Origin of the sequence: Dokdonia genika (assembly GCF_042652845.1) — a bacterium.
GTDB classification, from domain to species: Bacteria; Bacteroidota; Bacteroidia; order Flavobacteriales; family Flavobacteriaceae; genus Dokdonia; species Dokdonia donghaensis.
The window spans coordinates 277,161-292,933 of the sequence record NZ_JBHSHB010000024.1 but is presented as its reverse complement, the minus strand read 5'-3'; the positions used below and the strand labels follow the sequence as shown (position 1 = coordinate 292,933).

The 15,773-nt window shown below is 37.4% G+C and carries 15 protein-coding genes; 9 read left to right on the top strand and 6 right to left on the bottom strand.

Features of this window, described 5'->3' with window-relative positions:
- Window positions 1-2: 2 nt before the first annotated feature.
- Complete coding sequence (locus ACFO5T_RS13520; protein ID WP_021779201.1) at window positions 3-242, bottom strand: DUF1456 family protein; 240 nt, start codon at window positions 240-242, stop codon at window positions 3-5.
- A 248-nt stretch (window positions 243-490) separates the two neighbouring features.
- Here ACFO5T_RS13520 and ACFO5T_RS13515 point away from each other — a divergent pair, with 248 nt between their 5' ends.
- Window positions 491-685 (top strand): cold-shock protein, encoded by a 195-nt coding sequence (locus ACFO5T_RS13515; RefSeq protein WP_021779202.1) that lies wholly within the window; start codon window positions 491-493, stop codon window positions 683-685.
- 93 nt (window positions 686-778) lie between these two features.
- Window positions 779-1,561 carry a 23S rRNA pseudouridine(2604) synthase RluF gene (gene rluF, locus ACFO5T_RS13510; protein WP_380035364.1) on the top strand — a complete coding sequence of 261 codons (783 nt, stop codon included), beginning with the start codon at window positions 779-781 and terminating at the stop codon, window positions 1,559-1,561.
- A gap of 79 nt (window positions 1,562-1,640) precedes the next feature.
- Here rluF and ACFO5T_RS13505 read toward each other — a convergent pair whose 3' ends face one another.
- The 3 genes from ACFO5T_RS13505 to ACFO5T_RS13495 all read right to left on the bottom strand — a co-directional run bounded on the left by ACFO5T_RS13505 (window position 1,641) and on the right by ACFO5T_RS13495 (window position 3,252).
- Entirely contained in the window at window positions 1,641-1,817 is a 177-nt protein-coding gene (locus ACFO5T_RS13505; protein ID WP_380035361.1) for a hypothetical protein, read from the bottom strand.
- A 62-nt stretch (window positions 1,818-1,879) separates the two neighbouring features.
- Window positions 1,880-2,566, bottom strand: coding sequence for an SIMPL domain-containing protein (locus tag ACFO5T_RS13500; protein WP_380035358.1), 687 nt, complete (start codon window positions 2,564-2,566; stop codon window positions 1,880-1,882).
- Window positions 2,567-2,619: 53 nt separating this feature from the next.
- Entirely contained in the window at window positions 2,620-3,252 is a 633-nt protein-coding gene (locus ACFO5T_RS13495) for a rhomboid family intramembrane serine protease (protein WP_380035355.1), read from the bottom strand.
- Between the two features lie 64 nt (window positions 3,253-3,316).
- Here ACFO5T_RS13495 and ACFO5T_RS13490 point away from each other — a divergent pair, with 64 nt between their 5' ends.
- Window positions 3,317-4,228, top strand: a complete 912-nt coding sequence (locus tag ACFO5T_RS13490; protein WP_380035352.1) for a lysophospholipid acyltransferase family protein — start codon at window positions 3,317-3,319, stop codon at window positions 4,226-4,228.
- A 2-nt stretch (window positions 4,229-4,230) separates the two neighbouring features.
- On the opposite strand, the gene ACFO5T_RS13485 is transcribed toward ACFO5T_RS13490, so the two are convergent.
- Window positions 4,231-5,736, bottom strand: a complete 1,506-nt coding sequence (locus ACFO5T_RS13485) for an aminotransferase class V-fold PLP-dependent enzyme (RefSeq protein ID WP_380035349.1) — start codon at window positions 5,734-5,736, stop codon at window positions 4,231-4,233.
- 86 nt (window positions 5,737-5,822) lie between these two features.
- Window positions 5,823-7,211, bottom strand: coding sequence for a phosphoglucosamine mutase (gene glmM / locus ACFO5T_RS13480; RefSeq protein ID WP_380035346.1), 1,389 nt, complete (start codon window positions 7,209-7,211; stop codon window positions 5,823-5,825).
- Window positions 7,212-7,378: 167 nt separating this feature from the next.
- On the opposite strand from glmM, the gene ACFO5T_RS13475 reads away from it, so the two are divergent.
- From ACFO5T_RS13475 to ACFO5T_RS13450, 6 genes are all read left to right on the top strand, one after another.
- Entirely contained in the window at window positions 7,379-7,963 is a 585-nt protein-coding gene (locus ACFO5T_RS13475; protein WP_380035344.1) for an acyl carrier protein phosphodiesterase, read from the top strand.
- Window positions 7,964-7,991: 28 nt separating this feature from the next.
- Window positions 7,992-9,683, top strand: a complete 1,692-nt coding sequence (ggt, locus tag ACFO5T_RS13470; protein WP_380035341.1) for a gamma-glutamyltransferase — start codon at window positions 7,992-7,994, stop codon at window positions 9,681-9,683.
- Window positions 9,684-9,950: 267 nt separating this feature from the next.
- Window positions 9,951-10,928 (top strand): hypothetical protein, encoded by a 978-nt coding sequence (locus tag ACFO5T_RS13465; protein WP_380035338.1) that lies wholly within the window; start codon window positions 9,951-9,953, stop codon window positions 10,926-10,928.
- 135 nt (window positions 10,929-11,063) lie between these two features.
- Window positions 11,064-11,657 (top strand): hypothetical protein, encoded by a 594-nt coding sequence (locus tag ACFO5T_RS13460; RefSeq protein ID WP_380035335.1) that lies wholly within the window; start codon window positions 11,064-11,066, stop codon window positions 11,655-11,657.
- A 300-nt stretch (window positions 11,658-11,957) separates the two neighbouring features.
- Window positions 11,958-12,854 (top strand): serine hydrolase, encoded by an 897-nt coding sequence (locus ACFO5T_RS13455; RefSeq protein WP_035337167.1) that lies wholly within the window; start codon window positions 11,958-11,960, stop codon window positions 12,852-12,854.
- Between the two features lie 24 nt (window positions 12,855-12,878).
- Complete coding sequence (locus tag ACFO5T_RS13450; RefSeq protein ID WP_380035332.1) at window positions 12,879-15,722, top strand: NTP/NDP exchange transporter; 2,844 nt, start codon at window positions 12,879-12,881, stop codon at window positions 15,720-15,722.
- Window positions 15,723-15,773 lie beyond the last annotated feature (51 nt).

The following is a 15,773-nucleotide window of genomic DNA, read 5'->3' as shown; positions in this document are numbered from 1 at the left end:
CCCTACTTCTTTTTAGGAGGCATAGGTCCTCGCTTGTGTATTACTAGACCATTTAAAAAATTACGTAAAAACTGGTCACCACACTCCATAAATTTAGGATGATCTGGCTTACGAAAAATTGCGCCTAGCTCACTCTTAGAAACTTGGAAATCTACGAGCTTACAAATTTCTATAATTTCGTCATCACGTAGTTGAAGTGCTACTCGTAGTTTCTTAAATATATCGTTGTTTGTAAGTGCCATTTATTTCGGTTTTAGGCGCAAGTTACGGGTTAACAAACAAAATATCCCTACTTATTATTTGCAAAAACACCACAACACATACCCATAAGACTAAGCTTTAAAATTGTTACGCACTATAAACAATGGGATGAGAGGTGATTACGCTTTCGCGAAAGCGTAAAAAAGTATTTTAAAACAATAACACACAATTGTGATTTTCTGGATTAAATAGCAGTAAGTTTGCAGCTTAACATATTTAAATTATTATAATGCACAAAGGAACAGTAAAATTCTTCAATGAAACTAAAGGTTTTGGATTTATCAATGAAGAAGAAGCAAACCAAGAGCACTTCGTACACGTAACAGGACTTATCGATGAGGTAAGAGAAGGTGATGCTGTTGAGTTTGAATTAAAAGAAGGTAAAAAAGGATTAAATGCAGTAAACGTCAAAGTAATTGACTAAGCACATATAACTTTTTAGTTCACTTTTATGAACTTGTAATGCCAGTCTCGCGACTGGCATTTTTTTGTTCTATAAATAGTACTTTTGCTCCTAATGGAAGAGAAAAAACAAACCCGCATCAATAAATACCTCAGCGAGGCTGGCTATTGCTCACGCCGTGCTGCAGATAAGCTTATAGACCAAGGTCGCGTTACCATAAACGGTAAGGTGCCAGAAATGGGTACAAAAATTACAGAAGGTGATGAAGTGCGTGTAAATGGTGAACTTATAACAAGCTCTACAGAAAAGCCTGTGTATATCGCTCTTAATAAGCCTGTAGGTATCGTCTGTACGACAGATACTCGGGTTGAAAAGGATAATATCATAGATTTTATAAACTATCCTTCTCGTATCTTCCCAATAGGTAGACTTGATAAACCTTCTGAAGGTCTAATCTTCCTTACTAATGATGGTGATATTGTAAACAAGATATTACGAGCTCGTAATAACCACGAGAAGGAATATGAAGTGTGGGTAGATAAGCCTATCACACCCTCGTTTATACAGCAAATGAGTAATGGTGTACCTATACTAGATACCGTGACACGTAAATGCCACGTAGAGCAACTGAGTAGGTTTTCTTTTAAAATCATACTCACACAGGGCCTCAACAGGCAAATACGTAGAATGTGTGAGGCGCTAGATTATGAGGTTACTCGCTTAAAGCGAAATAGGATTATGAATATTGAACTCGATGTACCGGTAGGTAAATGGCGTTACATTAGTGATACAGAGATGGAGGAGATTAATAGACTTGTAGAAGACTCTGCAAAGACCCATACAGATACTCCTAAAGAACCTAAACATCCCAACCTACGCAGAAACAGGAATAGATAGTAAGCGGTAAGCGACATCATAAAAGTAAAAAGGTCAAGGATAAATATCCTTGACCTTTTTCTTTACACACAAATAGTAACTAGTTTTTTTTCGCTCTTTGCTGCGCTTTATCTTTTGATTCTTTCTTTGCGAGCTTTGACCGTTCTCTATGAACACCGTTACCTATAGATATAGGTTGTGGGTCATCTCGTATGATACGTGCATCTATCTCTTTTTCTCGCTCAGACTTGTTGTTTTCTTCTTCTTTCCTTTTCATATCTTAAAGATACTTTGAGAAAGCTTTAAGAATGGTTAACAAGTCGTTAATCTTAGTTAAGCTTATTTTAATTCAAAACTTACAGAGATTTTTGTAGTAATCGTAAGCTCTCCTGGAGCGATGGTCTCTCCTCCTGCAGCGTTATCCATCTCCATAGACATCATTCTGGCCTTATACATAGGTGGTTGTGGTGAAGCACTACCCTGCTCACTTATTTGTACTGCTTTACCTATAGTTTGACCTAATGCACCAGCATATGCTGTGGCCTTATCTTTGGCATCTTTAATGGCTTTCACACGCGCGTCTGCCTTAAGAGCATCCATCTGTGAAGAAGTAAACTGTACATTATCTATACGATTTATACCAGAATTGAGAAGTCCTGCCATTACACCTTCATACATCTTTAAATCCTTGAGTTTTATGGTAAGGGTTTGGTTTGCATTATAGTTGTAGGTCTTGCTGTTATAGTCATAGTTTTTATTAAGATTTATGTACTCTGTCTGTACATACTTACTATCTATACCTTGACTACGTAAGAACTTTATAACATTATCTATAGCTTGATCATTTTCTGCTTTTACTTGCTTTGCTTCCTTGCCTTGATTTTCTACGCGCACACGTATGTTTACACCGTCTGGCACTACCTTAACAATACCTTCTCCGGTAACATTTACTAGGGGTTGCATTGTGTTGTTTTGAGCAGATATAGACATTGTGATTAATAGAATTAATGCGGTTATATATTTCATAATTACTGTTTTTTTTGTTTCCCTCAATATAAAAAAGAATAGAAGAGGTTTCCTTAAATCTTTCCTAATTTAAAAAGAATAAAGAAAGCAATAATAGGTAAAGCTAGGGCAATAACTATTAAAGGACGCTCTTCTAAAAGAATTGGAGCAGACACAATGGCAATTATATACCCCGCAATAGCTCCTCCAAAATGGGCATCGTGCCCTATATTATCGTTACGCTTCACCATACCATAAATAGAGTAAATCATATACCCTACTCCAAATACCCAACCTGGCATAAAGTAAATTTCTAACCTTGGATTGAGAAGTATCCCAGCATACACTACACCCATTACTGCACCACTAGCTCCTACTGCAGAGTAGTGATACTCATCTTTATGTAGAAAATAAGAAAGTAAATTTCCTAATAGTAAACTAGAAACATACACCAGTAAAAATCTAGGTACGCCTATAGTGTAGATAACAGCATTTGCAAAGAAATATAGCGTGAGCATATTAAATAGTAAGTGCTGCGTGTTTGCGTGTAAAAAGGCAGAAGATACCATACGTACTTGCTCTCCTCTACGTATAGCTCCTACGTTAAATTTATATTTTTCAAACATTGAGTAGTTTTTAAAACCACTCATAGAGAATAAGACATTTGCTAAGATAATTGCAATTGTAACTGGATGTAAATCCGCCATAAATACTAAGTTTTACTTGTAAAGATAGCTATATTTGTGAGATTAATATCTTAACTATATCTGAATGAAAGCTATTGTTTTCTGGTTGTTTTACCCGCTATTATGGCTCATCTCCATACTCCCTTTTAAAGGGCTTTACCTGCTTTCAGATTTCTGTTATTTTGTTATTTATAAAGTTATAGGCTATCGTAAGAAAGTAGTTAGATATAACCTAAAGACTACCTTCCCAGAAAAATCTAAAGAAGAACTCCATACCATAGAACGTAAATTTTATAGCCATCTCTGTGATATGTTTCTAGAGATGATAAAATCTATGAATATAAAAAAGGAGGACCTCCTTGAACGTTACCAATTTTCTAACAAGGAACTCATCACAAAATATGATAAGGAAGGACAAAGCTCACTCCTTATGATGGGACACTACGCAAGTTATGAGTGGATATTTGCACTACAACTATCTATGGAAAATCCGGGTTACGGAGTTTATAAGAAGATAAAACACAAACAGTTTGATAATCTCATACGCAAGATACGTAGTAGATGGAACACCTACCTTATAGATTCTAAGGATACTATGCGCTTTATAAGAAAAAATGAGAGTGAGAATAAAACAGGCTGTTACGGCTTTGTAGCAGACCAATCGCCTAGATTTCACCGCGCTCGCTATTGGACACAATTTTTAGGTCACGAGTTACCTTTCTTTACTGGAGTAGAACGTATTGCAAAAGAGTTTAAGCTGCCTGTACTCTATTACGGTACAGAAAAGATAAAACGTGGCTACTACAAAGGATCTTTCCAACTCATTACACCAGATGGTTCTCAAACAGAAGATGGCGAGATTATGACAAATTATGCCGCCGCTCTAGAAGCTCAAATACGTAAAAATCCAGAGTATTACCTCTGGACTCATAAACGTTTTAAGCTCTTGGGCAAAAAGGAGGAAGTCCTTTCTGAAATAAATAAATCTAAGAAATAGCATTAAAATTCAAACCAAGAGTCTATAGCCGTACTACGACTCAAAGAGGTAGCCTTATCGTCTTTATGTAAGTACTCATTTGAGTAAGGTTGGTATATATAATCTTGAGACCAGTCTTTATGGTGTAAAGCTAGTTCTTTTATACACGCGCATACATAAGCTATTTCCTCATTTGTGATGGTAGGGTGAATAGACATACGTATCCATCCTGGCTTTTGTATTAAGTTACCCGCATCTATCTCACAAGCGAGCGAGTTTGATGTTTTTTGATCTACATTGAGTAAATAATGCCCATAAGTACCTGCGCAGCTACAACCGCCCCTAGTTTGTATCCCAAAACGGTCATTGAGTAATTTGACCGCTAGATTAAAGTGCAACTCTTCTATATAAAAAGAAATAACACCTAGTCTATCCTTATGATCACCTGCAAGAATTTTTACGTTTTCTACCGCTTCTAGTTCATTCCAAATGATGTCTATAAGTTCGTGCTCACGAGCGAGTATATTATCTACGCCCATCTCTTCTTTTACTTTAATTGATAAGGCGGTACGTATGGTTTGCAAGAAACCTGGAGTACCCCCATCTTCACGCTCTTCTATGTTATCTATATACTTATGCTCACCCCAAGGGTTTGTCCACGATACGGTGCCTCCTCCTGGGTTATCTGGTACCACGTTTTTATATAAATCTTTATTGAAGATTAAAACTCCAGAAGAGCCTGGCCCTCCTAAAAACTTGTGTGGAGAGAAGAAAATAGCGTCTAGGCGCTCTTCTTTATTCTCTGGGTGCATATCAATATGAACATAAGGCGCACTACACGCAAAATCTACAAAACATAAACCACCGTGAGCGTGCATAAGTCTCGCCACATCGTGATATGGTGTCTGTATACCTGTTACATTACTACAAGCGGTTATAGATGCTATTTTAAAAGGGTGATCTTCATATTTGAGTAGTTCTTGTTCAAACATCTGTATACAAAAGCGTCCATCTTCTTTGGCAGGCACGACCACTACTGTTGCCGTGGTCTCTAGCCACGTAGTTTGATTACTGTGATGCTCCATATGTGTTACAAAAACAATGGGCTTTATCTCTGCAGGTACTTCTGTAAATTTCTTTATGTTTTCTGGCACTTTTAATCCAAGTATGCGCTGAAATTTATTGATCATACCCGTCATACCATTACCACCCACTATGAGAACATCATTCTCATCTGCATTTACGTGCTCTTTTATAATGTGCTTTGCTTTATGATAGCTCATTGTCATAGCAGTACCTGAGACGGTCGTCTCTGTATGCGTGTTTGCTACATAGGGACCAAAGTCGCGTAACATCTTCTCCTCTATGGGACCATATAACCTTCCTGAGGCGGTCCAGTCTGTATATAAAAGCTGCTTTGTTCCGTATGGAGATTGAAAACTTTGGTTAATACCAATGATGTTTTCGCGAAAGCGTGAAAAGTAATTCTCTAGTTTACCGCTAGGCTTAGTAGACTTTAATGTATTCATAATCAATAGTTTGCACTGTAAAGATATTTAAAATTAAGCACAAAAAAAGAGGGCGATTGCCCTCTTTTTTTAATAACTATATCTGTCTAGATACCAGCCACTTCCTTTATAGTAGCAATCATATCATTTGCAACTTGGTCTGCTTCGCCTTGTGTGCTTGCCTCTGTATAAATACGTATAATAGGTTCTGTATTAGACTTACGTAGGTGTACCCAGTGATTTTCAAAATCTACTTTTACACCATCTACCGTAGATACGTCTTCATTTGCATATTTGGCAGCCATTTTTTCTAGTAATGCATCTACGTCAAGACCTGGTGTGAGCTGAATTTTTTGCTTACTCATAAAGTATGGAGGATAACTAGCTTTGAGTTCGCTCACAGAGATTTTAAGCTTTGCAAGGTGTGTAAGGAAAAGGGCCGTACCTACCAGGCTATCACGACCGTAGTGCGATGCTGGGTAGATAATTCCACCATTTCCTTCTCCGCCTATTACAGCGTTTTGGTCCTTCATAGTTTGTACTACGTTTACCTCTCCTACGGCACTTGCAAAGTATTCACCGCCGTGTTTTCTTGTGATATCACGTAGCGCACGTGATGAAGATAAGTTTGACACCGTATTACCCTTAGTCTCTCCTAGTACATAATCTGCACAAGCAACTAGGGTATACTCTTCTCCAAACATTTCTCCCTTATCATCTATAAAAGCAAGACGGTCTACATCTGGATCTACTACGATTCCAAAATCTGCATTTTCATCTACCACCATCTTACAAATGTCACCTAGGTGCTCCTTAAGCGGTTCTGGGTTGTGAGGAAACTCCCCGTTAGGTGTACAGTATAATTTTACTGCCTCTACGCCTAGCTCTTCTAGTAATCTTGGTATGGCAATACCTCCCGTAGAGTTTACACCATCTACCACTACTTTAAACTTGGCATCCTTAATAGCGTTTACATCTACAAGCTCAAGGTTTTTTACCTCTTCTATATGCAAATCTATGTAGGCATCATTTTTTGTGATTTTACCAAGATCATCTACCTCTGCAAAGGTAAAATCTTCATTATCTGCATAATTTAAAATTTTCTCCCCTTCTACTCCATTAAGAAACTCTCCCTTACTGTTTAATAGTTTAAGCGCGTTCCATTGTTTTGGGTTATGCGAGGCAGTGAGTATAATCCCACCATCTGCGTGTTCCATAGGTACGGCAACTTCTACCGTAGGTGTGGTAGAGAGGCCAAGGTCTATAATATGGATTCCCATACCCACGAGCGTGTTCATCACAAGCTCTTGTATCATAGATCCAGATATACGTGCATCACGCCCTACTACTACTCTGTAGGTTTCTTTATTACGATCATTTTTAAGCCACGCACCGTATGCTGCAGCAAATTTTACTGCATCTACTGGTGTAAGGTTTTCACCCGTGCGACCTCCTATGGTACCACGTATTCCTGATATAGATTTTATTAATGTCATATGTAAATTTTGAGTACGCTTTCGCGAAAGCGTAATTAATCTTCGTTTTTTTGATTGTTAAACAAAAGTACTAAAACACATACGTACCAGCCTAACAAGAATGCATTGCTTCACAATGCCTCATAAAATCTTTGAACAGGTTAATTTTTCCTATTAACTTCACCACTATGAATTTTCTCGCACACATTTACCTTACCGATGGCTTACCTATGGAAACTATAGGCAACTTTATGGCAGATGGTATAAAAGGTAAAAGGTACCTCAAGTATAGTGATGATATACAGCGAGGTATACTCGTGCATCGCTGGATAGATAGCTACACAGATAGTCACCCTATTGTAAAGCAGAGTACAAAACGCCTGCACGCAAAGTATGGTCACTACTCTGGTGTGATAGTAGATATTATTTATGATCACTTTCTAGCCAAAAACTGGAACAATTATCACGATACAGCCCTAGATGTGTACATAGATGACTTTTACCAGCTACTACAGGACCATCACCACTTGCTCACGGGTCGCATACAGAAAATGATGATCCCTATGATGGAGCAAAACTGGCTCCTCAGCTATGCAACTATGGAAGGTATAGGCACTGTGCTTTACAATATGAACATACGCACAAAACGCCGCGTAGCAATGGATAAAGCCATAGAAGACCTGGCCGAACATTATGAAGCCTTTGAAGATGAGTTCACACGCTTTTTTAAAGAATTACAAGCCTTTGTTGCATTAAAACTAGAAGAACTTTAAGTTTATCATATAATTACAAATCCAACCTATGAAGTATTTACTCTTACTCTGCATTCCCCTATTATTTATAAACTGTAAGACAGAAGCACCTGCTCCCGCCCCCATACAGGGACTCATTGCTCAGGAGGCTATGGTCGTTTCGGCGAGAGAGGAGGCTTCACGCATAGGCGTTGAGATTATGAAGAAAGGTGGTAACGTTTTTGACGCAATGATTGCTACAGATATGGCGCTCAATGTGACATACCCGTTTGCCGGTAGTCTAGGTGGTGGTGGTTTTTTAGTATACCGTACTAAAGATGGTGATATAGGAGCGCTAGACTATCGCGAGATGGCACCTGGTGCGGCTACAAGTGATATGTACCTAGATGAAGACGGTAATGTGATACCAGGTTTAAGTACAGAGGGAAGTCTCGCTGTGGGTGTGCCAGGTGGTCTTGCAGGTATGTTTGCCGTGCACGAGAAGTTTGGCTCACTACCTATGGAGACCATTCTCAAGCCCGTAATAGACCTTGCTCGCAATGGGTATGTGATTACAGAAAAACAAGCAGGAAGGTTTAGCGCTTTACAAGATAAATTTAAAGAGCTTAACGGAGATAGTATTATATATGTAAACGCTTTCGCGAAAGCGGACACCCTTAAAAACGAAGCTCTCGCACAAACACTAGAGCGCATCGTAGCAAATGGTAAAGACGAGTTTTACAAAGGTGAGACGGGCCAAAAACTGGTAGACTTCTTACAATCTAAAGGTGGGATCATCACAATGGAAGATCTTGCGGCATACGAAGCAAAGTGGCGCACACCAGTAACCTTTGAGTATGATAACTTAAAAATGATCTCTATGAGTCCGCCTAGTTCTGGTGGGGTTTGTTTATCACAAATTATGCAGATGATAGAACCGTATGACATCTCGCAATATGGTCACAACAGTGTGGAGAGTATACAACTACTTACAGAGGCAGAGCGTCGCGCGTATGCAGATAGAAGTTTTTACCTAGGAGATCCAGATTTTGTAAACATCCCTATAGACACACTCATCTCTGATGTGTATGCAAAAAACAGAATGGAAACCTTCTCTTGGGACACCGCTACAAAGTCTAGCGATATGACACACGGTGCCTTGCCAGGTTATGAGAGTATGGAAACAACACACTACAGCGCGGTAGACCAGTATGGTAACGCCATTGCAGTAACAACCACGCTTAACGGCGCTTATGGATCTAAGTTATATGCGAGTGACATAGGCTTCTTTTTAAACAATGAGATGGATGACTTCTCTAGTAAACCTGGAGTGCCAAATATGTTTGGGCTTATAGGCGCCGAGGCAAATAAAATTGAACCAGGAAAGCGTATGCTATCTAGTATGACTCCTACCCTAGTAGAAAAAGATGGCGAGTTCTGGATGACCGTAGGTACGCCTGGAGGATCTACCATTATTACCTCTGTGTTACAAACGGTACTTAATGTACACGAGTTTGGGATGACAATGCAGGAGGCGGTAAACGCGCCACGTTTTCACCACCAGTGGTTACCAGATGTGGTATTATTTGAACCTAACAGCTTTGATCCAGCCATCATAAGCGGACTGCAAGAAAAGGGTTATGAAACCAACGAGGAGCGCTCTCCCGTAATAGGTAAAGTAGACGGTATTTTAGTCCTCCCTAATGGTACACTAGAAGGCGGCGCAGATAGACGTGGTGATGATACTGCAGTAGGGTTTTAGTGATTTTCTAAGCGTTATTTAAAAATGGATATAACAGAAAAGCCATAGTAATCATACAAACCTAACTACATAGTTTTCTTGATCTTATACGCTTTCGCGAAAGTGTAAACTCTCACAAATACTCGTATATTTAAACCATCAATTGAAAAACAAAAACATAGGCGCTATCGCAAGGCTTGTGCAGAGTTTGCCGAAGTATGCCACACTTGCTTTATGTAGTGCCCTCTTATGCATTATTTGAAAAAAACGATTTGTTAACCGAAATTTATGAGCGAAAAGAAAACGAAATATTCCCAAAGATATATTTTAAGCTCGTCTAATATTGACAAGCACGGGCATATAATAACTAAAGAAGCTTTGGAAAGTTCTCTCAAGGTCATAAACGGAGAAAGAAAACCAAGATTGGGTCTTGACCATAATCGGAATTTTCCACCAATGGGAAGAATAAACAATGGAGAGGTCATTGAAAAAGATGGAGCATTTTATTTAGTTGCAGACCAAGAGTATTTTGACGTTTCTAAAACAGCAACATTAGAAAATGGACTTGAACTTATCGAAATGTCTTTTTCAGATGAAAACTTTCCATTTATAGAGTGTGAATTTGAACCGATTGAAACTATAGAAGTCCAGATTGACCCTATCAACCTTGGTTCTTTTGAAAACGGACAAAAATTTCTAAATGAAATCAAATCAGAATCGGATTTGGAAATTAAAGGTTCCGAATTCATAAGAAAATCTGAAATACCTGATCCTGAAATAGTTATAAAACTAACTGAAATTATTGGAATTGCGCTCGGAATTGGACTTAGAAAGATACCTGAAAAATTAGGAGAGGCTATTGGAGAAGATTTGGTAAAATTCTACAAACTGATTGGAAAAACTATTCGTAAGTCAGTTAAGGAAATGTATCCTAAAAACAAACCAATTCATTTTGTGGTAGAAATTCCAATCAATAAAACTAAAGTTGAATTAATAGTAACTACAAGAAACCCTGACATTGCTATTAGAGCTTACAAAAAGGAGAATATCGAAAAGTTAAAACAAGAATTAGAAACATCTATCAAGCATTTAAAAGCAGAAAAAATCCAATTCTTTTATGAAAAAGAAAATAAATGGGAAATCAACTATATTTTGGCTTCAGATGGAAAAGTAATTGGAACCAAAAAATCATTTAAAAAACGAGATGAATACTTCCAAAAAATGGTTGAAAAACAGAAAAAAAGAAACAAGAAAAACAATGCATAACAATGGCTATAAGTAATCGCTTATTTTCGCATACTTCTGAAAATTCTTGCAGATTTTCAGTTTGTATGTACTTGCAAAATTAAATACTAAACCACGCAATTACTCATAGCCGAAACCGTTACCAAACATTATGAAATGCAACAAAAATTAATAGTACAAGTCGTAATTGGATATATGTATAAGGTCTTGAAAAACAATCTTGACACTTCTGATTTTAAAAATGAATTTGCAGCAATAAGACACGGTGACTATTTTGATTTCATTAAATTAATCGGAAAGAAAATTGACTTTATAGTAGTCTATAATAGCGGTTTAATTGATAATGATGTAAACATTAAAAAAGATGATATTGATTATGTTGGATTAATTAAATCTGGAGAATCATTAATAGAATTTTATAAAAAATGTTATCTAAAATTTGGAGAGATAAATGATAGTGATTTACCTGATTTGTATTTTGAAAAAGCAACAAAATTTGAACTTGGTTTACGAATGTCTTTAAATAATAAAAAACTAAAAAAAGAAAGAAAAACACTAGAAAATGTAATAAATGAGATTTCTACATTAAAAAGGTTAACAGATTTAGAAACTAAAAAATTACACAAAGGAAGAAAATTCTTGAATTTTATAAAGAGACCTCAAAAATTGAAATCTGACTGGAAAACTGTTTCATCTGATTTTGATAATGCTTACTCAATATTAATAGATAGAGGTTTAACGATTGAATAAAAAACATTACGTAGCAAAAAAACTGAGTTAAAAAAACAAGTCTACTTAAGCGACACTCAGCATAAAATTCTAAGCTCTTTTTAATCTATAATTTTCACTATACGAGCTTTCTGATTTTCCACTTTCGCGAAAGCGTAATTTATCAAATACCATCTACAACAAACCCAATTATAGAGCGTTAATATCTTAACAAACAAGCGCTGTAAACATTAACAGTTTGGGATGGAATTAACAGTAATACTAGCTATCTTTGGCAGCCTTTTTGTATACTTAGGTTGAACTATAAATACATAGAATTTTATGAAATATATCACGCTTATAGTGTGCGTTATAATGTCTTCTGTACTTAGTGCTCAAGAGCTTCCTATACAGATGGACTCTGTAGAGCCTCTTGAGACTCATACGAGTCCTATATTGAGAGAGCTTTTAATACAAGAGATTAATAAAAACTCAAAATGGAAAAATCTAGTAAAGTCTAATAGAATGTCTATAGGCGTTGTAGATATGTCCAACTTAGAGAATATAGAGTATGCAGGTATCAATGATGAGTTTATGATGTATGCCGCAAGTTTACCTAAGATTGCCATACTTCTTGCCGCAATGGATGCTATAGAAAATGGCGAACTACAAGACTCTAGAGAAATACGTAAGGATATGCGACTTATGATAAGTAAGTCTAATAACGCTGCCTCTACTCGTATGATAGACCGTGTGGGCTATGATAAAATAGAACAAGTACTGCGCAGTGACCAGCTCAAGCTTTATGATGAAGAAGTAGGCGGTGGTTTATGGGTAGGCAAGAGATATGCCGCTGGCGGAAAACGTAACCCAGACCCTATGAAGGGATTAAGTCACGCGGCCACAGCTAGACAGGTATGTAGTTTTTACTACCAGCTTGCAATGGGTAATCTAGTAAGTACAGAAAAGTCTGAAGAGATGCTGGATATTATGAAAGACCCAGCACTACACCACAAATTTGTAAACACGCTAGATAAAATTGCTCCTAAGGCAGATATCTACAGGAAGTCTGGATCGTGGAAGAATTGGCACTCTGACTCTGTATTGGTATGGGGACCTGAGCGCAAGTATATACTAGTGGCTCTTATAGAGGATGCACAGGGTGAGCAAATTGTAAGAGATTTAGTAATTCCTTTAGAAAAAGCAATGAAAAAATCACGAGCTTTAGCCTATAACTAGGGAACCTCATTATAAACGCAATAAATGATTAAAAGTCTTTACAAGAAAGCCTTTGATATAAGAGATGGTGAGATCACCATCTCTTTTTTTATGCAGCTGTACATCTTTCTGGTGATTACAGTGCTACTTATTGTAAAGCCTACAGTAAACGCATTATTTCTATCTGCACTTGGTGCAGAGCGTTTGCCTTACGGGTATCTTCTTGTTGCCGCTGTGGCTATTTTAAGTTCTTACTTTTACAACAAAGCTCTAAAACGATATTCTTTTAAAAAGGTCGCTACGATAACCTTATGCGCTTTTGGCTTCTTTTTTATGTTGCTTTCTGTCGCCTTGCATTATAAATTTCTTGAGGTCTGGCTGCTTTATTATTACTACGTTCTCATATCCTTATTTGCCGTGGTGGTTACCTCACAATTCTGGATACTAGCAAATATGGTTTACAATGCGAGAGAGGCAAAGAGACTCTTTGGTTTTATAGGCTCTGGCGCTATTGCTGGTGGGATTTTTGGTGGGTACTTAACGACCTTAATTTCGGCGGCTTTTGGTAATAAAACGTCTATTCTTATTGCAGGGATTCTCATTTTATGCTGTGTGCCTATACTCTACCGTATTTGGAATTTAAGGTTACGCACGCTTTCTATGTACACGAGAAAGAAAGAAATTCACCAAGTGTCTAACCCAGATCGTAATGCTTTTCAAATCATCTTAAAATCTAAGCATTTACTGTATTTGGCATCTATTATCGGGATAAGTGTGCTGGTGGCAAAGCTGGTTGATTTTCAATTTAGTGATTTTGCGCACAAGGCCATTCCAGACTCAGATGAGCTTGCTTCGTTTTTAGGGTTCTGGTTCTCATCCTTTAATGTGGTGGCTTTACTCATACAGCTTTTTGTTACCAATAGAGTCTTAAGCTATCTAGGCGTAACCTCAACAATGCTTATACTACCACTAGGTATTGCCTTAGGCTCCCTCCTATTTTTTACGGTTCCTGAGCTTTGGGTGCTTATTATCATAAAAGGGTTAGACGGTAGTTTTAAGCAGTCTATAAACAAAGCAGCTGCAGAGCTTTCTATTTTACCCATACCGTATGCTATAAAGAACCAAGCAAAATCATTTATAGATATAGTGGTAGATAGTGTAGCCACAGGTATTGCTGGTTTTCTGCTCATTTTTGTAATCAAGGGTATGGAACTAGACACCAAGTTTGTGACCATTCTTACTATCTTCTTCTTGTTTATATGGCTCTTGTTAATCTACAAGCTTAGAGATGCCTACTTTGATTCGTTTAGGTCTAACCTCAAGAGTTTACTGCTCAATAAAGATGAGTCCAAACGAAACTTCAGAAAAGAACGCACCATCGCTACTGCAAGACATATTTTACAAAATGGTGAAGAAAGCGAGATTCTCACTTTATTATCTAGATTATCATCGGCTCGACTTAATCCCTTAAAAAAGCAAATAGTAGCACTTCTAGACCATCCTTCTAATGCTATAAAAATAGCGGCTATTGAGGAGCTGTATTATTATAAAGAAGGTACGGCATTACATAAAATCAAAGCCCTCCTTCATACTAGTGACAGCGCACTCATTATAGCCACATTACAATATTTACTACATCACACCAAAATAGACGATCAAGAATTATTTACAACCTATCTAGATCATCCAGAAAAGCCCATTGCAAATGCTGCGCTGTTATGCCTGGCACAAGATGCACGCCTTAATACAGATCTTGGAAAGCAGTTTAATTTAAGAGACCGTATCGCGACTCAAATAGAACGGCTAGGCACACCAGAAGGTCTAGAAAATGTTGCCGAAACTTCAGATCTGCTTCTTAGCATTGCCTACTCTGGACTTAATGAGTTTTACTACTTTATCTCTATACATTTTAGCAATAAAAATAAAAAGGTAGCAAAGAAAGCTATAGAAGCTGCAGGCATTACCACAGACCCACTCTTTGTCGGGAATCTCCTCCAGTTTATAGAAAATAAAAAACTACGTAAAGCAGCCATAAAAAGCCTTACTCAATATGGGCCAGAGATTACAAAAACACTTCTCAGGCTAGAAAATGAAGATGCCTTTAGTCTAGACATAAAAAGAAATCTACCTAAGGTTATCGCAACATTTAACTCTCAAAATGCGGTAAAAATCTTATTCAAATTTTTAGGTAGTAACAACCTCATCGTACGTAAAAATGCCTCAAAATCATTACTAAAACTAAGTAGTAAAAACCCATCGCTTACCATAGATAAGCGCAAAATCTCTAGATACATATTACTAGAGAGCAACTACTACCAAAGCACGCTTAACGCCCTTGCTACCTTCACAAAACTTGTAAACAATCTGCCAGCAGACTCACAAGAGGAAGCTAAAGAAACAGAGGTTTTACTCGCCCGTGAAGCCATAGTGCTCATTTTAAGAGAACAAGTAGATCAAAGTCTACATAGCGTCTTTACACTATTAAGTATACGTTACAATCAAGAAGATATAAGTGCTGCGTTTTTGGGTATTAAAAGTAAAGATGATACAGCGAGAATTAACGCCATAGAGTTTCTTGACAACCTCTTACATATCAAACTTAAAAATAAGATCCTGCCATTGCTCGAAGTACATATCATTGACACAGATGTTGATAATCTACATTCTCAAGAAATGGTAGAACAAACAGAATTTGATGCTGTGCGAAGCTTAATTCGTAATCGCAGCAGACAGATGAACATCGCTATGCTCCACCTTATTGAGATACTAGAAGACACAAAGTATATTGCCATTACTCAATCTTTTACAAAGCATAAAAACACAAACATTGCAAAACTTGCTACGCGTGTATCTACAAGTCTACAACGGGTAAAACAGCAACAAAAGTAAAACGCCTTCTAGTAACAACTATAAGGCGTTTTAATAGAACTGTAAATGCTT